Origin of the sequence: Mycolicibacterium cosmeticum (assembly GCF_000613185.1) — a bacterium.
Lineage (GTDB): Bacteria > Actinomycetota > Actinomycetes > Mycobacteriales > Mycobacteriaceae > Mycobacterium > Mycobacterium cosmeticum.
This window is the reverse complement of record NZ_CCBB010000003.1, coordinates 419,927-443,185: the sequence shown is the minus strand read 5'-3', so window position 1 is coordinate 443,185 and position 23,259 is coordinate 419,927. Positions and strand designations below refer to the sequence as shown.

26 protein-coding genes are annotated in these 23,259 nt (G+C 68.2%); 11 read left to right on the top strand and 15 right to left on the bottom strand.

The features are described 5' to 3' along the window. Positions 1-28 precede the first annotated feature (28 nt). Positions 29-1,351 carry an ROK family protein gene (locus BN977_RS21175; RefSeq protein ID WP_036401277.1) on the bottom strand — a complete coding sequence of 441 codons (1,323 nt, stop codon included), beginning with the start codon at positions 1,349-1,351 and terminating at the stop codon, positions 29-31. A 193-nt stretch (positions 1,352-1,544) separates the two neighbouring features. Here BN977_RS21175 and BN977_RS21170 point away from each other — a divergent pair, with 193 nt between their 5' ends. Further along, complete coding sequence (locus BN977_RS21170; RefSeq protein ID WP_036401275.1) at positions 1,545-2,294, top strand: SDR family NAD(P)-dependent oxidoreductase; 750 nt, start codon at positions 1,545-1,547, stop codon at positions 2,292-2,294. Here the strand turns inward: BN977_RS21170 and BN977_RS21165 are convergent. Continuing rightward, complete coding sequence (locus tag BN977_RS21165; protein WP_036404091.1) at positions 2,278-3,600, bottom strand: L,D-transpeptidase; 1,323 nt, start codon at positions 3,598-3,600, stop codon at positions 2,278-2,280. The genes BN977_RS21170 and BN977_RS21165 overlap by 17 nt on opposite strands. A gap of 15 nt (positions 3,601-3,615) precedes the next feature. Then, positions 3,616-4,698 carry a UDP-N-acetylmuramate dehydrogenase gene (locus tag BN977_RS21160; protein ID WP_051561780.1) on the bottom strand — a complete coding sequence of 361 codons (1,083 nt, stop codon included), beginning with the start codon at positions 4,696-4,698 and terminating at the stop codon, positions 3,616-3,618. Between BN977_RS21160 and BN977_RS21155 the strand changes: the two genes are divergently transcribed. From BN977_RS21155 to BN977_RS21140, 4 genes are read left to right on the top strand one after another with little or no spacing between them, the layout of a single operon-like run. Further along, the gene (locus tag BN977_RS21155; RefSeq protein ID WP_036404089.1) at positions 4,697-5,218 is read left to right on the top strand and encodes a DUF2505 domain-containing protein; all 522 of its coding nucleotides are present in this window, start codon (positions 4,697-4,699) and stop codon (positions 5,216-5,218) included. The genes BN977_RS21160 and BN977_RS21155 overlap by 2 nt on opposite strands. Beyond that, complete coding sequence (locus tag BN977_RS21150; RefSeq protein WP_191262561.1) at positions 5,215-5,994, top strand: class I SAM-dependent methyltransferase; 780 nt, start codon at positions 5,215-5,217, stop codon at positions 5,992-5,994. The genes BN977_RS21155 and BN977_RS21150 overlap by 4 nt, the downstream gene beginning before the upstream one ends. A 10-nt stretch (positions 5,995-6,004) precedes the next feature. Beyond that, positions 6,005-6,811, top strand: a complete 807-nt coding sequence (locus tag BN977_RS21145) for a carbon-nitrogen hydrolase family protein (RefSeq protein WP_036401270.1) — start codon at positions 6,005-6,007, stop codon at positions 6,809-6,811. Further along, positions 6,808-7,677, top strand: coding sequence for an LmeA family phospholipid-binding protein (locus tag BN977_RS21140; RefSeq protein ID WP_024453236.1), 870 nt, complete (start codon positions 6,808-6,810; stop codon positions 7,675-7,677). The genes BN977_RS21145 and BN977_RS21140 overlap by 4 nt, the downstream gene beginning before the upstream one ends. Here the strand turns inward: BN977_RS21140 and BN977_RS21135 are convergent. The 5 genes from BN977_RS21135 to BN977_RS21115 form a co-directional block, all read right to left on the bottom strand. After that, positions 7,674-8,069, bottom strand: coding sequence for a DUF2599 domain-containing protein (locus BN977_RS21135; protein WP_036401268.1), 396 nt, complete (start codon positions 8,067-8,069; stop codon positions 7,674-7,676). The two genes, BN977_RS21140 and BN977_RS21135, sit on opposite strands and share 4 nt — an antisense overlap. A 13-nt stretch (positions 8,070-8,082) precedes the next feature. Then, on the bottom strand, positions 8,083-8,367 hold the full coding sequence (locus tag BN977_RS21130) for a DUF2516 family protein (RefSeq protein ID WP_024453238.1): 285 nt from the start codon (positions 8,365-8,367) through the stop codon (positions 8,083-8,085). A gap of 38 nt (positions 8,368-8,405) precedes the next feature. Continuing rightward, on the bottom strand, positions 8,406-9,035 hold the full coding sequence (locus BN977_RS21125; protein WP_024453239.1) for a heparin-binding hemagglutinin: 630 nt from the start codon (positions 9,033-9,035) through the stop codon (positions 8,406-8,408). 19 nt (positions 9,036-9,054) lie between these two features. Continuing rightward, positions 9,055-9,549 carry a helix-turn-helix domain-containing protein gene (locus BN977_RS21120; protein WP_036401266.1) on the bottom strand — a complete coding sequence of 165 codons (495 nt, stop codon included), beginning with the start codon at positions 9,547-9,549 and terminating at the stop codon, positions 9,055-9,057. An 87-nt stretch (positions 9,550-9,636) separates the two neighbouring features. Further along, positions 9,637-10,956 carry a DUF445 domain-containing protein gene (locus tag BN977_RS21115; RefSeq protein ID WP_051561778.1) on the bottom strand — a complete coding sequence of 440 codons (1,320 nt, stop codon included), beginning with the start codon at positions 10,954-10,956 and terminating at the stop codon, positions 9,637-9,639. Between the two features lie 104 nt (positions 10,957-11,060). Between BN977_RS21115 and BN977_RS21110 the strand changes: the two genes are divergently transcribed. The 3 genes from BN977_RS21110 to BN977_RS21100 all read left to right on the top strand — a co-directional run bounded on the left by BN977_RS21110 (position 11,061) and on the right by BN977_RS21100 (position 13,643). Then, a complete protein-coding gene (locus BN977_RS21110; RefSeq protein ID WP_036401264.1) occupies positions 11,061-11,753 on the top strand; it encodes a TetR/AcrR family transcriptional regulator in 693 nt (230 codons plus the stop codon). 16 nt (positions 11,754-11,769) lie between these two features. After that, a complete protein-coding gene (locus tag BN977_RS21105) occupies positions 11,770-12,639 on the top strand; it encodes a polyphosphate kinase 2 family protein (RefSeq protein WP_036401261.1) in 870 nt (289 codons plus the stop codon). 110 nt (positions 12,640-12,749) lie between these two features. Continuing rightward, entirely contained in the window at positions 12,750-13,643 is an 894-nt protein-coding gene (locus tag BN977_RS21100; protein ID WP_051561776.1) for a DUF559 domain-containing protein, read from the top strand. Between the two features lie 21 nt (positions 13,644-13,664). Here BN977_RS21100 and BN977_RS21095 read toward each other — a convergent pair whose 3' ends face one another. From BN977_RS21095 to BN977_RS21080, 4 genes are all read right to left on the bottom strand, one after another. Further along, complete coding sequence (locus BN977_RS21095) at positions 13,665-14,537, bottom strand: cyclopropane mycolic acid synthase family methyltransferase (protein WP_024453245.1); 873 nt, start codon at positions 14,535-14,537, stop codon at positions 13,665-13,667. Between the two features lie 119 nt (positions 14,538-14,656). Then, entirely contained in the window at positions 14,657-15,511 is an 855-nt protein-coding gene (locus BN977_RS21090) for a 3-hydroxybutyryl-CoA dehydrogenase (RefSeq protein ID WP_036401259.1), read from the bottom strand. A 108-nt stretch (positions 15,512-15,619) separates the two neighbouring features. Next, complete coding sequence (gene aceA / locus BN977_RS21085; protein ID WP_036401256.1) at positions 15,620-16,906, bottom strand: isocitrate lyase; 1,287 nt, start codon at positions 16,904-16,906, stop codon at positions 15,620-15,622. A gap of 271 nt (positions 16,907-17,177) precedes the next feature. Then, positions 17,178-17,975 (bottom strand): acyl-[acyl-carrier-protein] thioesterase, encoded by a 798-nt coding sequence (locus BN977_RS21080; protein WP_227456288.1) that lies wholly within the window; start codon positions 17,973-17,975, stop codon positions 17,178-17,180. Between the two features lie 65 nt (positions 17,976-18,040). Between BN977_RS21080 and ramB the strand changes: the two genes are divergently transcribed. After that, the gene (gene ramB / locus BN977_RS21075) at positions 18,041-19,483 is read left to right on the top strand and encodes an acetate metabolism transcriptional regulator RamB (protein ID WP_036404081.1); all 1,443 of its coding nucleotides are present in this window, start codon (positions 18,041-18,043) and stop codon (positions 19,481-19,483) included. Continuing rightward, entirely contained in the window at positions 19,480-20,031 is a 552-nt protein-coding gene (locus tag BN977_RS21070) for a carboxymuconolactone decarboxylase family protein (RefSeq protein ID WP_036401254.1), read from the top strand. Before ramB ends, BN977_RS21070 begins: the two co-directional genes overlap by 4 nt. Before the next feature lie 3 nt (positions 20,032-20,034). Here BN977_RS21070 and BN977_RS21065 read toward each other — a convergent pair whose 3' ends face one another. Together BN977_RS21065 and lpdA are read right to left on the bottom strand one after the other, a co-directional pair. Continuing rightward, entirely contained in the window at positions 20,035-20,304 is a 270-nt protein-coding gene (locus BN977_RS21065; RefSeq protein WP_036401252.1) for a hypothetical protein, read from the bottom strand. Positions 20,305-20,310: 6 nt separating this feature from the next. After that, a complete protein-coding gene (lpdA, locus tag BN977_RS21060; RefSeq protein ID WP_036401249.1) occupies positions 20,311-21,705 on the bottom strand; it encodes a dihydrolipoyl dehydrogenase in 1,395 nt (464 codons plus the stop codon). 198 nt (positions 21,706-21,903) lie between these two features. Between lpdA and BN977_RS21055 the strand changes: the two genes are divergently transcribed. Continuing rightward, positions 21,904-22,767, top strand: a complete 864-nt coding sequence (locus BN977_RS21055) for a cyclopropane mycolic acid synthase family methyltransferase (protein WP_024453253.1) — start codon at positions 21,904-21,906, stop codon at positions 22,765-22,767. On the opposite strand, the gene BN977_RS21050 is transcribed toward BN977_RS21055, so the two are convergent. Further along, positions 22,751-23,251: a DUF779 domain-containing protein gene (locus BN977_RS21050; protein ID WP_024453254.1), complete on the bottom strand. Its 501-nt coding sequence runs from the start codon at positions 23,249-23,251 to the stop codon at positions 22,751-22,753. The genes BN977_RS21055 and BN977_RS21050 overlap by 17 nt on opposite strands. Positions 23,252-23,259: the final 8 nt, after the last annotated feature.

The following is a 23,259-nucleotide window of genomic DNA, read 5'->3' as shown; positions in this document are numbered from 1 at the left end:
TTCGGTTGGAAGACGCACATCGACATGTCTACACCCCGGGCGTCACGAGCTCGCCGCGGCGCAGCTGAGCGCGGCGCATGGCGGCGATCGGGTCGGCGTAGAGCCCGCCGAGGGACACCACACCGGCGCCGGCCTCCTGGACGCGGTTGCCGAACGCGGTCACCCGGATGTCCCGGGCCGGCAGCACCGACCGCGCCACGAACGCCCGCTCCAGCACCTCCATGCCCTCCGGGTATTCGGTGAAGGCCTGCCCGCCGACCACCAGGTCGTCGGGGTTGAGCATGTCGCGCAGCAGGGCCACCGCCTCGCCGAGCACCCGGGCGCGCTCGTTGAGCAGGGCGCGGGCGCCGTCGTGGCCGGCTCGGGCGGCGCGCAGCACCGCGGTCAGTGTGGACGCCGGGCCCTCGGCCGGGATGATGCGCTGGGCCCGGGCCGCGGTGAGCACCGCCTCGTCGCTGACGGTGGACTCCAATTGTCCACTGCCGCCCAGCAATTCGGAGTTCACCGGGAGTGCGGCGATGGTGCCGGGGCCGCTGGCGGGCGAGTGCACCCGGCCGCCGATGGACAGCGCGTAGCCGACCGTTTCCCGGGCGTAGACGTACAGGCTGGTGCCGGTCTGGGTACCCGGCCGGCGCACCCCGAGCAGCAATTCGGCGCCGGCCATCGCGTCGACGTGCGAGGCCACCGACACCGGCAGGCCCAGCGTCTCGGCCAGCACCGGGCCGACGGGCGCCTCCGACCAGCCCAGCCGCGGGTGGTCGAGGTAACCGGACACGCTGTCGACCACACCACCGGCGGCCACCCCGACCCACAGCGGGCGCCTGCGGTGCCAGCGGCTCAGGTAGCGCCGCGCGCTGCCGGCCAGCGAGGCCAGCGCGGCGTTCTGGGTGCCGCGCGGGGTGGGGGTCTCGACGACGTCGAGGGTGCGGCCGAACAGGTCGGTCGCCACGATGCTGGTGGTGCGGGCGCCGATGTGCAGGCCGAGGGTGAGGAAGGGCTCGTGGTTGACCTCCACCGGGACGCGGGGCCGGCCGATGGCGCCGGACACCGCGAGGTCGGCCCGCTCGCGCAGCACACCCGCGTCCAGCAGGGCGGTGACCTGCCGGTTCACCGTGGCGATGCTCAGGCCGGTGACCCGGGCGATGGCGTCGCGGGCGATCGGTCCGCGCTGGCGGGCGGCGCCGAACACGGCCGCGGCGGCCACGTCGGCGACCTTCAGCGACGGGGCGACGATGTGGTGGCGGGCCAACAGGGCGCGCTTGGCGTGGGCCTTCGCGTGGGCCACAGTCGGGGCGGCGGCAGCGGCGGTGGCTGAGGAAGCGGTGGAAGCGGTGATGGTGGCGGTGCGCATGGCGGGGGTCCTTGTCTGAAGTTCGGCGATGGTGGGGGCTTCTGCCACACCGTCGACTTCAGCGAGGACGAAAGAGTCCGCTAGAACAGTCGGGCGCGGCGGGATGCGCAACAACAACACGCACGCCGCACGAAGAGCACCGGACTGGTCTGCAACACACGGTGAACTTAGCACGGCAACTAAAGTTCGGGATATGACTTCCTCATCAGCCACCCCTCGCGTCGCCGTGGTCACCGGCGCCAGTTCCGGCATCGGTGCGGCGACCGCGAAAACCCTTGCCGGCCTTGGCTTTCATGTGGTTTGCGTGGCCCGCCGCGCCGACCGCATCGAGGCACTCGCCCGGGAGATCGGCGGGTCGGCGATTGTGGCGGACGTCACTTCCGACGCCGACGTCGACCGGCTCGCCGAGACGCTGGACGGCGTCTCGGTGCTGGTGAACAACGCCGGCGGGGCCAAGGGCCTGGAGCCGGTCGCCGGTGCCGACCTGGACGACTGGCGGTGGATGTGGGAGACCAACGTGCTGGGCACGCTGCGGGTGACCCGGGCGCTGCTGCCCAAACTCGTCGCGTCCGGCGACGGGCTGGTCGTCACCGTCACTTCGATCGCGGCGTTCGAAACCTACGACGGCGGCGCCGGCTACACCTCGGCCAAACACGCCCAGGGCGCCCTGCATCGCACGCTGCGCGGTGAACTACTCGGAAAACCTGTGCGGCTCACCGAGATTGCGCCCGGCGCGGTCGAAACCGAATTCTCCCTGGTGCGGTTCAAGGGCGACCAGGGCCGCGCCGAGGCGGTCTACGAGGGCATCACCCCGCTGGTGGCCGAGGACGTCGCCGAGGTGATCGGCTTCGTCGCCTCGCGCCCCGCCCACGTCAACCTGGACCAGATCGTGATCCGGCCGCGCGATCAGGCCCCGCACGGGCGGTTCAACCGCCGGGTGTAGCGGCCGGACTGGTCGACGGGGTGGTCGTCGGCGTGCCCGACAGGGTGGGGGCGTCGGTCGGCGTGGCCGGGGCCGAGGCCGGGATGTCCTTGGGCGGCTTCTGCGAACTCAGCGCCGACATGGCCTTCCACTCGTCCCAGGGCACCGCCCAGTCCCAGATGTCACCGTCGGCGTAGGACAGGTCGATGCGGGTGCCGGTGACCTCCACCGGATCGCCGTACATCGCGCTGTTGAAGTACTGCTGCGAGTTCTCCAGGTTCAGGTTGATGCAGCCGTTGGTGACGTTGGTGTTGCCCTGCGCGCCGATGCTGTTCGGGTTGCAGTGGATGAACTCACCGTTGTTGGAGATCCGCACGGCGAAGCGCTCGCGCACGTTGGCGTACCCGGCGGCCGGGTTGGTCATGTAGAAGTCCTCGTACTTCTCGGTGACCACGTGGATGCCGCTGCGGGTGACGTTGCGGTCCAGGTCGCCCTCGCCGTAGCTGCACGGGAAATCCATGATGACGCCCTCGTCGGTGATCACCTGGATGCGGTGACTGGAGGCCTCGGCCTTGACCACCTGGCGCCGGCCGATGCTGATGTCGAGCGTGGAATCGGTTGCACCGTAAGCATCTTCACCGAACGGTACGCCGTAGAGGGCGGCCCGCACGTTCACCTTGGTGCCGGCCGGGTAGTACTCCCTGGTGCGGTAGTGCACCCGGGACCCGCCCACCTCGTCGGGCAACCAGGCCCAGCTGCCCTCCACCGCCGGAGTGGTGGTGACCTTCAGAGCCTTCTCGATACCGGCCCGGTACTTGTCGTCGATGGCCGCGTCGAACTGCAGGATGATCGGCGCCGCGACACCCACCACCTGCCCGTCGGCCAACTGGAACTGGCCGTTGACGGTGGTGGTCGGGTTCACCGTGGTGAAGCTGCCCTCGACCGGCACGGCCTTGCCGTCGCGCCCGACCACCGAACCGGCCCAGGTGTACTGCACGCCGTAACCGAGCGGTTCGGTGACGGTGAAGCCGGTGCGGTCCTGGTTGAGGGCCCCGGCCACGGCCTTGCCCGCGGCGTTGGTGAGGCTGATGTGCTGGAACCAGCCGTCGCTGACCGAGACGCCGATCGGCGAGGTCGGCACCACGTCGTCGGCCTTGTCGACCGGCGTGTAGGTGATCACCGGGGCCGGCGCCGGGGCCGCGGACTGGGCGTCGGGTTTGATCGATTTGCCCGCACACGCGGCCAGCAGACCGGCACTGCCGGCTGCGAGCACGGTGAGGGCACGCCGCCGATTCACGAGCGGGGACGTCTCACCTGCGGGGCTCACGTGGATCAAGGGTACCTAGAGCCGGCACCCAAGCAGAATCGGCTCGGGTGTGAGCTCGATCCCGAAATGGTTGCGCACCCCGTCCCGCACCGTCCTGGCCAGCGCGATGAGGTCGGCCGAGGTGGCCCGGCCCCGATTGGTGAGCGCCAGCGCGTGCTTGGTGGACAGCGTCGCCGCCGCGTCCGGACCCGGGAATCCCTTGCCGAAACCGGCCTGCTCGACCAGCCAGCCCGCCGCCAGCTTGACCCCGTCGGGCGCCGGATAGTTCGGCACCCGGCCCGGATGAGCGGCCCGGACGCGGTCGAGGACCGCCGGCTGCACCACCGGATTGGTGAAGAACGACCCCGCGCTCCAGGTGTCCTGGTCGCCCGCATCCAGCACCATGCCCTTGGCGGCGCGCAGCGCCAGCACGGCCTCCCGCACCCGGATCGGGTCGGTCCGCTCCCCCGCCGCGACGCCCAGCGCGGTGGCCAGCTCGCCGTAGCGCAGCGGCGCGCTGCGCCCGCCCGGATCGAGCGCGAACTCGACCTCCAGCACCACCGCCCGCGACGAGTTCTTCAGGACGCTGTGCCGGTAGCCGAAGCCCAGTTCGGCCGGGTCCACCCAGCGGTCCTCCCCGGTCCGGCGGTCCAACAGTCGTATCCGGGAGAGGGTGTCGGCCACCTCGGCGCCGTAGGCGCCCACGTTCTGCACCGGCGTCGCGCCCGCCGAGCCGGGGATGCCGGACAGGCATTCCAGCCCGCCCAGCCCGTGCGCCAGGGCGGTGACCACCACGTCGTCCCACAGCGCCCCGGCCTCCGCGCGGACGGTCGCTCCCGTGACGGTGATCTCGGTGTTGGCCACCGCCACCACGGTCAGGCCGCTCAGATCGTCGGCCAGCAGCACGTTCGAGCCGCCCGCCAGCACCAGCACGTCGTCGGCGACGGGCAGCGCGCGCAGCACACCGACGAGTTTCTCGGTGGTGTCGCAGGTGATCAGCCGGTCGGCGACGGGGCCCACCCGCAGCGTGGTCAGCGGTGCCAGCGGGACGTCGCGGGCAACCGCCGCGCCCACGAAAGACTCACTGACCACGGGTGGTAACGGTAGCGTGGACGGCATGCCACGTTCATTCGACCTGGCAGCCACCTACGAATACACCGCCGCCGAAGTGCACGCGGCGTTCTCCGAGAAGCAGTACTGGCTGGCTCGGTTGGAGAAGTCCGGCTGCGACGAGATCTCCCTCGATGTGTTGGAGACGGGTGCCGACGGCGGTATCGAGGTGGTGACCACCCAGACCGTCCGGCCCACCAAACTGCCCGCGCTGGTCACACAGTTCCACCGCGGCGACCTGACCCTGATCCGCGAGGAGCGCTGGACCCCGCTGCGCGGCGCGGACTCCGGGACCGGACGCGCCACCGCGACCATCAAGGGCGATCTGCCCGGCACCCCGGCCAGGGTGGCGGCCACCGCGACGCTCTTTGACACCACTGACGGCGCGCGCGGCGATGTGCACGTCACCATCGAGGTCAAGATCCCGCTCGTGGGCGGGAAGCTGGAGAATTTCATCGGCGGCCATTTGGTCGAGATGCTGCGGTTGGAGCAGGTCTTCACCAGCGAGTGGATCAGGGAGCACGGCTGAGCAAGCCCATCGGCCAGCCGACGCGTGGCACCACGGGCTACAACCGGCTGCGCCGCAGCGACCGCTGGCTGGTGCACTCCCCCGCCGTCCGCGCGGCACTGCTGGCCGCCGCCGAGCCGCTCGTCGTCGACCTCGGCTACGGCGCGCTGCCGGTCACCACCGTGGAGCTGGCCGCCCGGCTGCGCACGGTCCGGGCCGATGTCCGGGTGGTCGGCCTGGAGATCGACCCGCAGCGGGTGGCCACCGCCCGCGCGGCGGACACCGATGTCGAATTCGCGCTGGGCGGTTTCGAACTGGCCGGCCTGCGGCCGGTGCTGGTGCGCGCCTTCAACGTGCTGCGCCAGTACCCGGTGACCGAGGTGGACGCCGCGTGGGCACAGCTGCGCACCCGGCTGGCGCCCGGCGGGCTGATCGTCGACGGCACCTGCGACGAGCTGGGCCGGCGCTGCTGCTGGGTGCTGCTCGACGCGGCCGGACCGGTCAGCCTGACCTTGGCCTGCGATCCGTTCGCGATCGAGCGCCCGTCCGATCTGGCCGAGCGGCTGCCGAAGGTGCTCATCCACCACAACGTCGCCGGCCAGCCGATCCACGACCTGCTGACCGCGGCGGACCGGGCCTGGGCGGCCGCCGCCGGGCAGGGCGTGTTCGGCCCGCGGGTGCGCTGGCGGGCGATGCTCGACGCGCTGCGCGCCCAGGGGCTGCCGGTGCAGCCGTCGCGCCGCCGGCTGCGCGACGGGGTGCTCACGATGCCCTGGCAGGCCGTCGCACCGCACTAGGCTGGATGCTATGCGGATTGCCCTGGCCCAGATCCGGTCCGGTACCGATCCGGCCGCGAACCTGGAGCTCGTCACGCGGTACACCCGCGAGGCCGCCGCGGACGGGGCGGCCCTGGTGTTGTTCCCCGAGGCCACCATGTGCCGGTTCGGTGTGCCGCTGGCGCCGGTGGCCGAGCCGCTGGACGGCCGCTGGGCCGACGGGGTGCGCGCCGTCGCCCGGGAAACCGGGATCACCGTCGTCGCCGGGATGTTCTGCCCGTCGGGTGACGGGCGGGTCACCAACACGCTCATCGCGTCCGGCCCGGGCGCCGACGCGCATTACGACAAGATCCACCTGTACGACGCGTTCGGCTTCGCCGAGTCCAAGACCGTCGCACCGGGCAGCGAGCCGGTCGTGATAGACGTGAACGGCGTCAAGGTCGGCCTGACGCTCTGCTACGACGTCCGGTTCCCCGAGCTCTACCTCGAGCTGGCCGACCGCGGCGCCCAGCTGATCACCGTGCACGCGTCCTGGGGCACCGGCGCAGGCAAGCTGGACCAGTGGACCCTGCTGGCCCGGGCCCGCGCCATCGACACCACCGCGGTGGTGGCCGCGGTGGACCAGGCCTACCCCGGTGACGAGATCGCCGCACTCGGCCCGACCGGGGTCGGCGGCAGCCTGGTGGCGTCCGCGCTGGGCGAGATCGTGCAGGCGGCCGGAGCCGAACCGCAGCTGGTGGTGACCGATATCGACCTCGACGCGGCCGCCCGCGCCAGGGAGACGATCGCGGTGCTGCGCAATCGCACGCCGTTCGCTAAGGCACAATCGACTGCGTGACCGATCCCTGGGCTCAACCCACCGAAGCAGCGCCCGCCGGGCCTCCTGCCGGCGCGGGAGCTCCGCTGCCGCCACCCCCGCCCGGCGCCGAGCCGCCGAAGTCCGTCGGCGCCAAGATCGCGGGCCTGTTCCGCGATCCGCTGTCGATCGTGCTGGTGGTGGTCATCGTGCTGGCCCTGGTGGTCGCCGGCGCCGTGGGTTCGGAGCTGGTGGCCCGGCACATCGCCGACAAGACCGTCACCCAGATCACCTCCTGCGTGGTGCAGGACAACGTCGACGTGTCGTTCGGCAAGACCCCGTTCCTGCTGCAGCATCTGGCCAAGCACTACAACAACATCACGGTGACCACCGCGGGCAACAGGATCCGCGAGGCCGACGGGATGAAGGCCCAGATCATCATCAACGACGTCCGGCTGACCGGAAACCAGAACGCGCCCGGCACCATCGGCGCGCTGGACGCGAACATCACCTGGACCGCCGACGGCATCAAGAACACCATCCAGAACCAGATTCCCCTGGTCGGCAGCTTCGTCAGCAGCGTCAGCACCCATCCCAGTGACGGCACCATCGAACTGCAGGCCGCACTCGGCAGCATCGTCGTCAAGCCCGAGGTGCGGAACAACAACCTGACCCTGGAGGTGCAGAGCCTGTCCGGGCTGGGCTTCATGCTGCCGCGCGAGACGGTGCAGCCTGCTCTGGACGCGTTCCTCGAGCAGATCACCAAGGACATTCCGCTGGGCATCCACGCCGACAGCGTGCAGGTCACCGACACCGGGGTGACCGCGAAGTTCCTGACCCGCAACGCGACGATGCCCCCGGGCCGCAGCGGTCAGGGCGGCGATCCCTGCTTCGCCGGGCTGGACTAGAACGGTTCCTCGGTGCCGCCGGGGTTGCACCCGGCGGCGAACATCGCGGCGTCGCTGACCTCCGGGCGCCACGGCTCCAGATTCCAGCTGTGCTTTCCCGGCTCGGCGATCTCGGCGTACTGCCAGTGGCACAAAAACTGGGCGCGCATGCCCGGCAGATCGGCGTCGGGCGCGTCGGCCAGCACCTCGGCCCACGCCGCGGCGGCCTCCGCGAGTGTGCCGGGGCGGGCGGACTCGGCGCGCGCGGCCGGGGTGGGATAGACCCGCAGGCTGGACAGGTCGCCCCATTTCACCCATTGGGTGTGGTCGACGTAATGGCCGTCGGCGTGGGCGACAGGGGCCGCGCCCAGCGCAGCGGCCGCCGCCACGAGCGCGGCGATCAGCGAGCGCATCGCAGGTCGCCCGTCAGCGCGACTTGCCTTGGATCTCAAGGATCTTCGGCCGGACGTCGACGAGATAGACGCCCGCCGCGCAGGCGCAGATGGCCGCACCGAACGCGTCGCGCATCAGCAGGGCCAGCAGCACGCCGACCCCGAGGATCAACAGCCACACCGGCTTGGTGAGCTTGCCGGTGGCGGTGTAGGCGTCGGGCCGTTGCATCGCCGCATGGACGAACGAATACACGCCGACCAGGACGACGATCCCGACCAGCACAAAAAGAATGGCACCCGCCAGGTCTGCAAGCATCACACGTGCAGCCTAGGCGGGTGCCGTCCCTGGCGTCGAACTTACTTCTGGGTGACCTTCTTGGCCGGGGCCTTCTTGGCGGCGGCCGTGGTGGTGGAGGCGGCCGGAGCGGCCTTCTTGGCCGGGGCCTTCTTGGCCGGCGCCTTCTTGGCGGGAGCGGCCTTCTCGGGGGCGGCGGCCTTCTTCGGCAGTTCGACGCCGACCAGCTTGGCGGCCCGCTCCCCGACGGCGCGGGTCTGCGACGCGACGGTGCCCAGCGCATCCTGGGTCAGCTCGACAGCCTGGTCGGTGACGCCTTCGACGCGGGCCGCGGCACCCTCGAGCGCGGGCTGGTTGCGCAGCCGCTCCAGGGCGGCCTCGCCGCGCTCGACCAGCTTGTTGTAGGTCGCCGTCGCCTCTTCGGTGTACTTCTCGGCGGCCTTGCGCAGTTCCTCGGAGGTCAGCTTGTCGCGCAGTTCCTCGAACTGTCCGGGCAGCTCTTCCTGCAGCTTGGTCAGCCGGGCGCGGCCCTCTTCGACGCGGCCCTGGGCGTCGGTGCGGGCGTCCTCGGCGCGCTCGCGCAGGCTGGCGACGATCTCGTTGACGGTGGCCAGGGCCAGGTCGGCGGCGCCGACGGCGGCGAGCAGCGGGGCCTTGAGGTCCTCGATGGTGGGCTGGGTCTTCTCGGGCATGGTTGTTCCTTTCGAAAGGTCAGTGTTCGGTTGTCGGAGATTGTTCGGATTCAGTGGTGGTTCGAGATTCAGACGTGGGCGGCACCCCTTCCGCTTCCCCCTCAGCCCCGGATCCGGCGGCTGCTTCGGCTTCGTTCTGCTGACAGAACGACGTGTAGATGTCGAGCAGCACCTGCTTCTGCCGCTCGGTGATCGCGTTATCGCCGATGATCGCGTCACGGACCTGACTACCCTCGGACGGTTCGAGAATCCCGGCCTGCACATAGAGGACCTCGGCCGAAACCCGGAGCGCCTTGGCAATCTGGTTGAGCACGTCGGCCGACGGTTTGCGCAGTCCCCGCTCGATCTGGCTGAGGTAGGGATTGCTGACGCCGGCCTTCTCCGCGAGTTGGCGCACCGAAACTTGCGCCGCCTCGCGCTGGGCACGGATGAAGCTGCCGATGTCGGAGGCGGCATTGCCCACCACGGCAACGATCTTGTCGTTGGCCGAAGCGGTGTCTTCGTCCTGCGACATCACAAGCCTCGATCCGATGGATTGCTACTGACTACAACCCACGGTACGACCGAGTGCTAACTATTGCAAGCACTAGCTAGCAGTGCTTCAGAAGAGCAGCTGCGCCACCGAATAGATCACCAGGCCGGCCAGCGACCCCACCACGGTGCCGTTGATCCGGATGAACTGCAGGTCGCGGCCCACGTGCAGCTCGATCCGGCGGCTGGCCTCGTCGGCGTCCCAGCGCTCGATCGTCTCGGTGATGATCGCTGTGATCTCGGTCCCATACTGGGCGACCAGGTGCTGCGCGGCACGCACGATCCAGTTGTCCACCTTGTCGCGCAGGGCGGCGTCGTCGCGCAGCGACTCCCCGATCCGGACCACCGAGTCGGCGATCCGGGTGCGCAGGGCCGAGGACGGATCATCGACCGACTCCAGCACGATGCGCTTGGCCGCGGTCCAGGCCGTCTCGGCGGCCTTGGTCACCTCGTCCCGGGCCATGATCTGCTCCTTGACCCGCTCGGCACGCGCGATGGTGGCCTCGTCGTGCTGCAGGTCGTCGGCGAACTCGAACAGGAACTTGGTCGCCGACCGCCGCAACTCGTGGTTGGGATCGCGGCGCACCTTGTCGGTGAAGTCCATCAGCTCACGGTGGATGCGATCGCCCACCAGGTGGTCCACCCAGCGCGGCGACCACGACGGCGAATCGCGCTCGATGACCCGCTCGATCACCTCACCCGCGTTCAGCGACCACTGGAAGGCCCGGTCGGCCAGCAACTGCAGCAGGGCCTCCTGGCGCTGCTCGGCCAGCAGGCCGGACAGCACGCGGCCCACCGGCGGTCCCCACTGCGGTTCGGCGATGCGCTTGACGATCATCCGGTCCAGCACATGCTGGACGTCCTCGTCACGCAGCATCTCGACGAGCACCCGCAGCACCGTGGACACCTCGGCCGCCACCCGTTCGGCGTGGCTGTACTCGCACAACCACTTGCCCATCCGGCCGGCGACCTCGGCGTCGCGCAGCTTGGTCGCGACCACCTCGGGTGACATGAAGTTCTCCCGGACGAAGGTGCCCAACCCCTCGCCGAGCTGGTCCTTCTTGCGCTTGATGATCGCGGTGTGCGGGATGGGGATGCCCAGCGGGTGCTTGAACAGCGCCGTCACCGCGAACCAGTCGGCCAGCGCACCGACCATGCCGGCCTCGGCGGCGGCGCGGACATAGCCGACCCAGCCGGTCACGCCGCGAGATTGCAGCCAGGTACAGGCGAGGAAGATCACCGTCGCGCCGATCAGGAAACCGAGCGCGACGGCCTTCATCCGGCGCAGCGCGCGGCGGCGTTCCCGGTCGGCTTCGGATTCCGCCCCGCCGAGCGATGCAGCGAAACCGGCGGTCAGCGACGGCGGTCCGGGGGCTGGTCTGTGCGCCACACCTCCATCATCCGCTACCGGCCGACGGCGCGGCGCAGTCGATCGACCGGGCGGCCCTCACCACCGTATTATCGAGACGACCTAGTGAACGGATTTTCCCGACAGTGGCACAGCAGAGCGCAACGGCGGTGGTAAAAACCGACGGCCGCAAACGACGCTGGCATCAACACAAGGTGGACCGTCGAAACGAGCTCGTGGACGGCACTCTGGAGGCGATTCGCCAGCGCGGCAGCAACGTCAGCATGGACGAGATCGCTGCCGAGATCGGCGTGTCCAAGACCGTGCTGTACCGCTACTTCGTCGACAAGAACGACCTCACCACCGCGGTGATGATGCGGTTCGCCCAGACCACCCTGATCCCCAACATGGCCGCGGCGCTGTCCTCGAATCTGGACGGTTATGCCTTGGTGCGCGAGATCATCCGGGTCTACGTCGACACCGTGGCCGCCGAGCCGGAGCCGTACCGGTTCGTGATGTCCAACAGCTCGGCCAGCCGGACCAAGGCCATCAACGACTCCGAGCAGATCATCGCGCGGATGCTCGCGGTCATGCTGCGCCGCCGGATGGGCAGTGTGGGCATGGACACCAAAGGCGTGGAGCCGTGGGCATTCCACATCGTCGGCGGGGTGCAGCTGGCCACCCACTCCTGGATGTCCAATCCCCGGATGAGCACCGACGAACTGATCGACTACCTGACGATGCTGTCCTGGAGCGCGCTGTGCGGCATCGTCGAGGTGGGCGGCTCGCTGGAAAAGTTCAACTCGCAGCCCCATCCGCCGCCATCGTTGCCGCGGTAGCTGCTTGACTGGCGGCGTGACCTCTCCCGACTCCGATCTACCCGCCCTGTGGACCCACGAGCCGCACACCCATCTGGAATTCAAGCCCGGTGCCAAGGTGGCGGCGATCGACCCGGACGCCACCCCGGGGTTCGTCGGCTCCAAACGCGACGCGCCGGTGCTGCAGGCCGAGCGCAATATCCGGTTCGCCGAGCTGCAGGAGATGCTGTACGCCAACAGCCGGGCCGGCGACACCCGCTCGCTGCTGCTGGTGTTGCAGGGGATGGACACCGCGGGCAAGGGTGGCATCGTCAAACACGTTGTGGGAGCGGGCAATCCACAGGGCATCGACTATGCCAGCTTCGGCAAGCCGACCGAGGAGGAGCTGGCGCACCACTATCTGTGGCGGATCCGCAACGCGCTGCCCGCGGCTGGGCACATCGGGGTGTTCGACCGTTCGCACTACGAGGACGTGCTGATCGTGCGGGTGCACGATCTGGTGCCGCCGGAGGTGTGGGGCGCGCGCTACGACGAGATCAACGCGTTCGAGAAGGAACTGGTCGAGGGCGGCACCAAGATCGTCAAGGTGGCCATGTTCGTCTCACTCGACGAGCAGAAGAAGCGCCTGGCCGAACGCCTGGACCGGCCGGACAAGTACTGGAAGTACAACCCAGCCGATATCGATGAGCGGCTGCTGTGGCCCAAGTACCAGGAGGCCTATCAGGTGATGCTGGACCGCACGTCGACCGATTACGCGCCCTGGCATGTCATCCCGTGCAACCGCAAGTGGTACAGCCGGCTGGCCATCCTGGAACTGCTGATCGAGGCGCTCAAGGAGTTCAACCTCGCCTGGCCGCCGCCGGACTTCGACGTCAAGGCCGAGAAGAAGCGACTGGCGAAGGCCTGACCGGGCGCGCCGAGCCTACGGTTTCTGACGTGTTCGAGGCGTTTTCGCCGCAACAACCGTAGTCCCGGCGGGGGTGGAACCGCACGCGGCCGCCCCGCGTCGAAACCGGTGTGGGGCAGATCTTCCTGGGCACGGAGGCGTTGGCAGCCCGGGCGGTCACCCGGCACGGTTTGCAGACGAGGTTCCGCAAGCTGCACCGCAACGTCTACGCACCAGCCGATATCGAGCTGGACGCCCGGTCGCGGGCGATCGCGGCCTGGTTGTGGTCGGGCCGGCGCGCGACCGTGGTGGGCCACTCGGCCGCGGCGATGCTGGGCAGCAGATGGCTGCCGGCCGACGCCCCAGCCGAACTGGCCCGGGTGCGCACACCCAGTCCCCCGGGCATCGTGGTCCATTCCGGCGAGATCGCCGACGACGAACTCACCACGATCGGCGACATCCGGTGCACGACGGTCGCGCGCACCTGTTACGACCTGGGCCGACGCCTGCCCGAGGACACCGGCGTCATCCGCATCGACGCGCTGCTCAACCACACGGGCGTCGGCGTCGCGGATGTGGCCGCCATCGCCGACCGCTATCCAGGCGCCCGGCGGATCCGCCGCCTGCGCAAGGTCCTCGACCTGGTGGACCCGGGAGCGGAATCACCGCAGGAGACCCGCGTCCGCTTGCTCCTGGTGCGCGCGGGGCTACCGCGGCCGGCCACCCAGATACCGGTGTGCGACGAGTGGGGCCGGGTGGTGCGCCGGATCGACATGGGCTGGCGCAAGTCGATGGTGGGCGTCGAATACGACGGGGAGCAACACTGGAGCGATCCGGTCAACCACAGCGCGGACATCGACCGGCTGGAATTCCTGGCAGCCAGGGGCTGGACCATCGTGCGGGTCAGCGCACGGCACCTGCGCCATGCGCCGGACGCCGTGATCGCGCGCGTCCAGCACGCACTAAAAAGCGCCGAGCCTACGGAAAATGGCGAGAATCGAGGTGAATCTCGCCAGAAACCGTAGGCTCGGCGCTTTTCGGGAGACCTACTTGGCCAGGGTGAACTGGCCGATGTTGGTGATGCCGCGGCGGAAGAAGTCGGCGCAGCCGGTCAGGTACTTCATGAACCGGTCGTAGACCTCTTGCCCCTGCAGGGCGATGGCCTCGGCCTTCTTGGCCTCCAGGTTGGCGGCCCACATGTCCAGCGTGCGGGCGTAGTGCGGCTGCAGCAGGTGGGTGCGCTTGAGCTCGAAGCCGGTGTCGGCGGCCAGCTTCTCGATGTCCTCGACCGCGGGCAGCTGCCCGCCGGGGAAGATCTCCTCGCCGATGAACTTCATGAACTTCAGGTCACTGAGCGTGATCTTGATGTTGTTCTCGCGGAAGAACTGCTGGGTGTGCGCCAGGATGGTGTGCAGCAGCATGACGCCGTCGTCGGGCAGGATGCTGTAGGCCCGCTCGAAGAACACCGGGTAGCGCTCCTGCTTGAAGGCCTCGAACGCGCCGATCGACACGATGCGGTCGACGGGCTCGTTGAACTCTTCCCAGCCCTGCAGCCGGATCTCGACGTTGCGCTTGGTGTCGATCTTGGCCAGCCGCTCGCGGGCGTAGTCGGACTGCGCCTTGCTCAGCGTGATGCCGATGACGTTGACGTCGTACTTGATGAGGGCGCGTTCCAGGGCACCGCCCCAACCACAGCCGATGTCCAGCAACGTCATGCCGGGCTCCAGGCCCAGCTTGCCCAGCGCCAGGTCGAACTTCGCGTTCTGCGACTCGTCGAGGGTCATGTCCTCGCGCTCGTAGTAACCACAGGTGTAGCCCATGGTCGGCCCGAGGAACAGGGCATAGAACTCGTTCGAGATGTCGTAGATCGACTGCGACTCCTCGTAGTACGGCGCAAGATCGGACTCGACGTTTGACATGCGAAAAATAACCTCGTCTGTTGATTTGGCGACCGCAGCCCGAAGACCCCCCGGAGGCCTACTCGAGCCGCATCCGACGATGGTACCCCATATTAGCTGTGCTAAACATTAGGGACCGGTCAGTAGTCGTAGAAGCCCTTACCCGACTTCTTGCCCAATTGGCCCGCCTCCACCATGCGCAACAGCAGCGGCGGCGGACCGTAGAGCGGTTCCTTGAACTCTTCGTACATCTTGTCGGCGATCAGCTTGAGGGTGTCCAGACCGACCAGGTCCGACAGCCGCAGCGGGCCCATGGGGTGCGACAACCCTGCGACGACGGCGGTGTCGATGTCCGCCACGGTGGCAAAGCCGGACTCCACCATCCGGATGGCGGCCAGCAGGTACGGCACCAGCAGTGCGTTCACCACGAAGCCGGATCGGTCGCCGCAGCGCACGACCTGCTTTCCCAGGATCTTGCCAGCGAATTCTTCGACACGCTCCAGCGCGTCGCCGGAGGTGACCAGCGTCGAGATGAGTTCCACCAGCGGCAGCACCGGCACCGGATTGAAGAAGTGCAGCCCGAGCACCCGCTGCGGGTTCTTCGTCGCCGCTGCGATCTTCATGATCGGAATGCTGGAGGTGTTCGACGCCAGCACGGCGTCGGGGTCGGTGACGATCGCGTCGAGTTCGGCGAAGACCTTCGTCTTGACCGCTTCGTCCTCGACGATGGCCTCGATCACCAGCTGCCGGTCGGCGAAATCCGCCAGCGCCGTCGTGAAGGTCAGCCGGCCCAGCGCGGCATCGCGGTCGTCCTGGCTGAGCTTGCCCTTGGCCGCCGCACGATCCAGCGACGCGGTGATCCGCGCCTTGCCGGCGTCCAGCAGTTCGGCGGCGGGTTCGTAGACCACGACCTGCGCACCGGCCTTGGCGCACACCTCGGCGATGCCGCCGCCCATCTGCCCGGCGCCGATCACGCCGACTCGTTCGATGCTCAACTGAATCTCCCTCACTGTCTGCAGCGATGAGCCCCGCCCAGAAGTCCGGGCGGGGCTCATGCTGTCATGCGTTCGGTTCCCTGGCGGAACGGGCCTGCTGGAACTGACTTAGTGGAACTGACCCTCTTCGGTGGAACCGGCCAGCGCGGTGGTCGAGCTGTTCGGGTCCACGGTGGTGGCGATCCGGTCGAAGTAGCCGGCGCCGACCTCACGCTGGTGCTTGGTAGCGGTGTAACCGCGCTCCTCGGCGGCGAACTCGCGCTCCTGCAGGTCGACGTAGGCCTTCATCTGCTCGCGGGCGTAGCCGTGGGCCAGGTCGAACATCGAGTAGTTCAGGGCGTGGAAGCCGGCCAGCGTGATGAACTGGAACTTGAAGCCCATCGCGCCGAGCTCGCGCTGGAACTTGGCGATGGTGTCGTCGTCCAGGTGCTGCTTCCAGTTGAACGACGGCGAGCAGTTGTAGGACAGCATCTGGTCCGGGAACTCGGCCTTGACGCCCTCGGCGAACTTCTTGGCCAGCTCCAGGTCCGGAGTGCCGGTCTCCATCCAGATCAGGTCGGCGTACGGCGCGTAGGCCTTGGCCCGGGCGATGCACGGCTCCAGGCCGTTCTGCACCCGGTAGAAGCCCTCGGAGGTGCGCTCACCGGTGATGAACGGGCGGTCGCGCTCGTCCACGTCGGAGGTGATCAGGGTGGCGGCCTCGGCGTCGGTGCGGGCGATGACCAGGGTCGGCACGTCGGCGACGTCGGCAGCCAACCGGGCCGAGGTCAGGGTGCGGATGTGCTGCTGGGTCGGGATCAGCACCTTGCCACCGAGGTGGCCGCACTTCTTCTCCGAGGCCAGCTGGTCCTCCCAGTGCGAACCGGCGACACCGGCGGCGATCATGGCCTTCTGGAGTTCGTAGACGTTGAGCGCGCCACCGAAGCCGGCCTCACCGTCGGCGACGATCGGGGCCAGCCAGTTCTCCACCGAGGTGTCGCCCTCGACCTTGGCGATCTGGTCGGCGCGCAGCAGCGCGTTGTTGATGCGGCGGACCACCTGCGGCACCGAGTTGGCCGGGTACAGGCTCTGGTCCGGGTAGGTGTGGCCGGACAGGTTGGCGTCACCGGCGACCTGCCACCCGGACAGGTAGATGGCCTTGAGGCCGGCGCGCACCTGCTGCACGGCCTGGTTGCCGGTCAGCGCGCCGAGCGCGTTGACGTAGTCCATGTTGTGCAGCTGGTCCCACAGCACCTCGGCGCCGCGGCGGGCCAGGGTGTTCTCCTCGACGACGTGGCCCTGCAGCGCGACGACGTCCTCGGGGGTGTAGGTACGGGTGATGCCCTTCCAGCGGGGGTTGTGGTCCCAGTCGTGCTGGATCTGTTCCGGGCTCTTCGGCGTGCCAACGGTGGACATGGCTCTCCTAACGGGTTAACAGGTGCGAGGTCGCCGCGGCCGTTTCAACACTGCCGGTTGTTAATGCCACCGCGCCCTCGCGGGTGTGCTAATCCGAGGATGCCCTACTGCATATGCGCAGGTCCACCCGTTTCAGTTGCCAATTTTGGCTAACGCTGCGCGCTAACTTGCTAACTTTGCGAAGCACGCAAGCTGCTGTACCGGTTCAGAATTTACTTGCCGGTAGCCAATTGTCGCTGGTCAGTACGCCCGTACTGTTAAACGGCGGGGGTCAGCGAGCGAACAGGCTGGCGACCGCTTTGGTCTCGTCACCGACGGCGTATGTGAGCGTTGTAACAGTGCGGTCGGTGAGCTCCGGACCGAATTTGTCGGTCGATCCGGGCGGATACACGTGCACCATGATGTCCAGATCGTCGCCGAGGGCGACCGCGGAGTCGTGCTCGATGGTCACCCGCAGCGGCGCCTTGAGAAGCTCGGGGACGGTGTCGAGGTAGTCCTCGACGACGCTCCAGTAGACCGAGTTGTTCATGTGGTCGAACAGGTCGATATCGGTGACGCGCACCGGGTACTTGCGGACGGCGACGGCGTCTTCGCGGGCGCCGGCTTTGAGATAGGCCTTCCACCGCAGCCGGTCCACATCCGTCGTGCGGCGCAGCCCGGCGAGGAAGTCGTCGGCGATGCGGCCCGGGCTCTGCGTCTCCCGGCTGAAGCAGATCCAGAACGCTTCGGACTCGATGAGGCCGCCCTTGCGGCCGTCGATCCGAACCCGCATCTCGCACCAGCGCGTCGAGGTGCCCGAACACCACCGCCGCAGCCGCAGGATGTCGGGGAACTCGATCGGTTCCACCAGGTCGATCATCGTCCGGCGGACGATCCAGGCCGGGTGGACTTCCTCATAACCCATCTGCCGCAGCTGGTCCTGGCCGACGTCCTGGATGTGCCGGGTGGCACCGTCGAAACGCAGCCGGCCGTCCCGGTCCACATCGGCCATCCGCAGCGACCACGAGGTGTCGAACACATCGGGGTGGCCGTCGGGCACGGGCATCATGGTCTTCGCCAAACCGGTCATGCGGTCCATATTGGCTTGCGAACAATGCAAAGCCAATCTTTGCAATGCTCATTACCCTGGACCGGGTGGCCAAGACGTTCGTCGGATCGCGGGTTCGCCAGCTGCGCAGCGAACGCGGGTTCAGCCAGGCATCCCTGGCGCAGATGCTGGAGATCTCCCCCAGCTATCTCAACCAGATCGAACACGACGTGCGGCCCCTGACCGTCGCCGTGCTGCTGCGCATCACCGAGGTGTTCGGGGTGGACGCCACCTTTTTCGCCTCCCAGGACGACACCCGCCTGGTCGCCGAGCTGCGCGAGATCACTATGGATCGCGATCTCGACCTGGATGTCGACGCCGCCGAGATCGCCGATCTGGTGGCCGCGCATCCGTCGGTCGCCCGCGCCATGGTGAACCTGCACCAGCGCTACCGGCTCGCCACCACGCAACTGGCCGCCGCCACCGAGGACCGGTTCAGCACGGGTGGCCCCGCCGCCGGCGGCAGCGGCTCCGGCACCATCACCATGCCGCACGAAGAAGTCCGCGACTACTTCTACCAGCGGCAGAATTACCTGCACGAACTCGACACCGCCGCCGAGGATCTGACCATCCGGATGCGGATGAACCGGGCCGACCTGGCCGGCGAACTCTCGGCCCGGCTGACGGCGGTGCACGGCGTGCACATCGTCAAACGCCAGACCCTGGGCGAGGGGGTGCTGCACCGTTTCGACCCCGAGACCCGGACGCTGGAGATCGGCAGCCATCTGGCCAGCGGCCAGTACGTGTTCAAGCTCGCCGCCGAGCTGGCCTACCTGGAGTTCGGCGACCTCATCGACAAACTGACCGACGAGGGCAAGTTCACCAGCGACGAATCCCGCACCCTGGCGCGGCTCGGGCTGGCCAATTACTTCGCCGCGGCCACCGTGCTGCCCTACACCCAGTTCCACACCGTCGCCGAAGAGTTCCGCTACGACGTCGAGCGGCTGTCGGCGTACTACTCGGTCTCCTACGAGACCATCGCGCACCGGCTGTCCACCCTGCAGCGGCCCTCCATGCGCGGCGTGCCGCTGTCGTTCGTGCGCGTCGACCGCGCCGGCAACATGTCGAAACGCCAGTCCGCCACCGGTTTTCACTTCTCGTCGGCGGGCGGCACCTGCCCGCTGTGGAATGTCTACGAGACGTTCGCCAACCCCGGCAAGATCCTGGTGCAGATCGCCCAGATGCCCGACGGCCGCCAGTACATGTGGGTGGCGCGCACGGTCGAACGCCGCGCCGCGCGCTATGGTCAGCCTGGAAAGACGTTCGCGATCGGCCTGGGCTGTGAACTCCGCCATGCGCACCGGCTGGTCTACTCCGAAGGGTTGGCGCTGACCGGTGATTCCAAGATCGCAGCGATCCCGATCGGTGCCGGCTGCCGCGTCTGCGAGCGCGACAACTGCCCGCAGCGTGCATTCCCCGCACTCGGCCGCGCCCTCGACCTCGACGAGCACCGCAGCACGGTGTCTCCCTATCTGGTGAAGCAGACATGACTGGATCTGACACCCCCGCACGCATCCCGCCGGGCGGACTCCGTGAACTGGGCCCGGTCAACTGGGCGATCGCCAAGGCGGGTGCCCGCGGCATCCGGGCCCCGAAGTTCCATCTGATGAACGTGCTCGGCCAGCACCGGCTGCTGTTCCTGGCCTGGTTGCCGTTCTCCGGATATCTGCTCTACGCCGGCAAGCTGTCCCGCCAGGACGCCGAGACGGTGATCCTGCGGGTGGGGTATCTGCGTGACTGCGAATACGAGTTGCAGCAGCATCGTCGACTGGCCCGCAGCCGGGGCCTGGACGCCGCCACCCAGGCCGCCATCTTCGAGGGTCCCGACGCGCAGGGCCTCACCCCGCGGCAGCGAACACTGATCACCGCGACCGACGAGTTCGTCATCACCCGGTCGATGTCCAGCGAGACCTGGACCGCGCTGGCCAAGCTCTACAACCGCGCCCAGCTCATCGAATTCTGCACGCTCGCAGGGCAATACGACGCGCTGGCGGCCACCATGGCGACCTTGCGGATACCGCTGGACTTCCCGGACTGACGGCTACAGATACGTCACGCCGAGCACGGCGATCGTCATCAGCACCGGGGCGATCGGCAGCGCCCACAGGAACGCCGTCCACACCTGATCCTTGCGCTGATACGACCGCCAGCCCAGCCACCCGACCACGATCGCCAGCGCGATGATCACCGCCGAGACGATCAACACCCAGAAACTGACGTCACTGGTGTTGATCGCCAGCGTGATGGCTAGCAGCCACAGGATGTGGCCGATCACCAGCCCGCCGATGGCGGCGACAACCCTCGCGCGCACCGGCGATCAGAAGTTGATCATGTGGCCGACCAGGCCGTGGAAGCACTCCTGCAGCGCCTCCGACAGGGTCGGATGGGTGTGCACGTTGCGGGCCAGCTCGTTGGCGGTCAGGTCCCACTTCTGCGCCAGCGTCAGCTCGGGCAGCAGCTCGGAGACGTCCGGACCGATCAGGTGCCCGCCGAGCAGCTCGAGGTGCTTCTTGTCGGCGACCAGCTTGACGAAACCGGTGGGGTCGGCCAGCCCGTGGGCCTTGCCGTTGGCGGTGAACGGGAACTTGGCGACGACGACGTCGTAACCCTCGGCGCGGGCCTGCTCCTCCGTCAGACCGAAGCTGGCCACCTGCGGCTGGCAGAACGTCGCGCGCGGCATCATCCGGTAGTCGCCCAGTGCCAGCGTCTCGGCCCCGGCGATGGTCTCGGCGGCCACCACACCCATCGCCTCGGCGACGTGGGCCAGCTGCAGCTTGGCGGTGACGTCCCCGATGGCGTAGATGTGGCCCACGTTGGTGCGCATGTAGTCGTCGATGGCGATCGCCTTGCGCTCGGTCAGCGCGACACCGGTGTTCTCCAGCCCGTAGCCCTCGACGTTGGGCCCGAAACCGATGGCCTGCAACACCTTGTCGGCCTTGAGGTCCTCGGTCTTGCCGTCCTTGCTGACCCTGACGGTGACCTCACTGCCGGAATCGTCGATGGACTCGACCTTGGTCCCGGTGAGGATTTTGACGCCGAGCTTCTTGTACTGCTTCTCGATCTCCTTGGACACCTCGGCATCCTCGTTGGGCAGCGCCCGCGGCAGGAACTCGACGATGGTGACGTCCACCCCGTAGTTCTTCAGCACGTAGGCGAACTCCATGCCGATGGCCCCGGCGCCGGCGATGATGATCGAGCCGGGCAGCTCCCGGGACAGGATCTGGCTCTCGTAGGTGACGACGTTCTCACTCAGTGAGGTGCCCGGGACCAGACGCGTGGACGACCCGGTGGCGATGATCGCGTTGTCGAAGGTGACCTCTTCGGTTCCGCCCTCGTTGAGGTCGACGGTCAGCCCGTTGGGACCGGTGAACTTCCCGTAACCGTGGATCTCGGTGATCTTGTTCTTCTTCATCAGGAAGTGCACACCGGCGACCCGGCCGTCGGCCACCTTGCGGCTGCGGTCGAAGGCGGCGCCGTAGTCGAAGGTCGCTTCACCACTGATGCCGAAGGTCTTGGCCTCTTTGGTGAAGATGTGGGCCAGTTCGGCGTTGCGCAGCAGCGCCTTGGACGGGATACACCCGACGTTGAGGCACACCCCACCCCAGTACTTCGGTTCGACGATGGCGGTGTTCAGGCCGAGTTGGGCAGCGCGGATGGCCGCGACATATCCGCCGGGGCCAGCTCCGAGTACGACGACGTCATAGTGGGTCACGCCAATACCCTATCGGGGCGCACCCGCCCGCGTTTTTCGGCGCACCTGGTTGTCCAAAGTCGTCCCATCCCCTGCCCCGTCAGCTACGAATACAGGAGAACGGGGGGCGTCTGAACGATTCAGGCTCCAGTTTCGTGGTTTCAAAGGTGAACCCGCGGGGTAAACCCCGCCGCCAGGTCAATCGAGAGGCCATCATCCATGCCCAAACAGTTGAAGCCTCACTTCGAGGACGTGCAGGCCCACTACGACCTGTCCGACGACTTCTTCCGGCTCTTCCAGGACCCCACCCAGACTTACAGCTGCGCGTACTTCGAGCGCGACGATATGACGCTCGAAGAGGCCCAGATCGCCAAGATCGATCTTTCCCTTGGCAAACTTGGGTTGCAGCCTGGGATGACGCTGCTCGACGTCGGGTGTGGCTGGGGCGCCACCATGCGACGCGCGATCGAGAAGTACGACGTCAACGTGGTGGGCCTGACGTTGTCGAAGAACCAGGCCGCCCATGTGCAGGAGACCTTCGACCAGCTCGATACGACCCGGACGCGACGGGTGCTGCTGCAGGGCTGGGAGCAGTTCGACGAGCCCGTGGACCGCATCGTGTCGATCGGCGCGTTCGAGCATTTCGGGCATGACCGGTACACCGATTTCTTCGCCAAGGCGTATCAGGTGTTGCCGTCGGACGGGGTGATGCTGCTGCACACGATTACCGCGCCGCACCCCGCGCTGGCCAAGGAGCAGGGCATTCCGCTGACCTTCGAGTTGGCCCGGTTCATCAAGTTCATCCTCACCGAGATCTTCCCCGGCGGCCGGCTGCCGTCGATCCCGATGGTCGAGGAGCACGCCGAGGCCGCCGGGTTCACGGTGACGCGCAAGCAGTCGCTGCAGCCGCACTACGCCAAGACGCTGGACATCTGGGCGGCCAATCTGGAGGCCCACCGGGACGAGGCGATCGCCATCCAGTCCGAAGAGGTCTACGACCGCTACATGAAGTACCTGACCGGTTGCGCCCAACTGTTCCGCAACCGGCAGACCGACGTCGTGCAGTTCACCTGCGAGAAGTAGGCACCGGGCAGGCGTCCGAGAGCGCCTGCGACGCGTCGGCCACGATCCGGGTCCCGTCGTCCGCGGGGCGGGCGCCGGCAGCGTACTGCGCACCCGTGATCGGGGGCCGGCCGGCCAGTTCGGCGGTCTCGTCGTCGGTGAACACCCGGCCGCGGGACAGGAAGCGCATGCCCTCCGGGGCCTCCAGGCTGAATCCGCTGCCCCGGCCGGGCACCACGTCGATGATCAGCTGGGTGTGCTGCCACACCTCGAACTGCGGGCCGGAGATCCACACCGGGACGCCGCTGTCCTCCCCGCCCCCGACGTCCAGCACCCCCAGCAGGATGTCCCGGTCACCGACGATGAAGTCGCCGCGCGGATAGCACATCGGCGAGGAGCCGTCGCAGCAGCCGCCGGACTGGTGAAACATCAACGCGCCGTGGCGCTTCTGCAGTGACGCGAGCAGGTCGGCGGCGGCCTGGGTGATGAGGGCGCGGCTGGTCATGAGCCCAC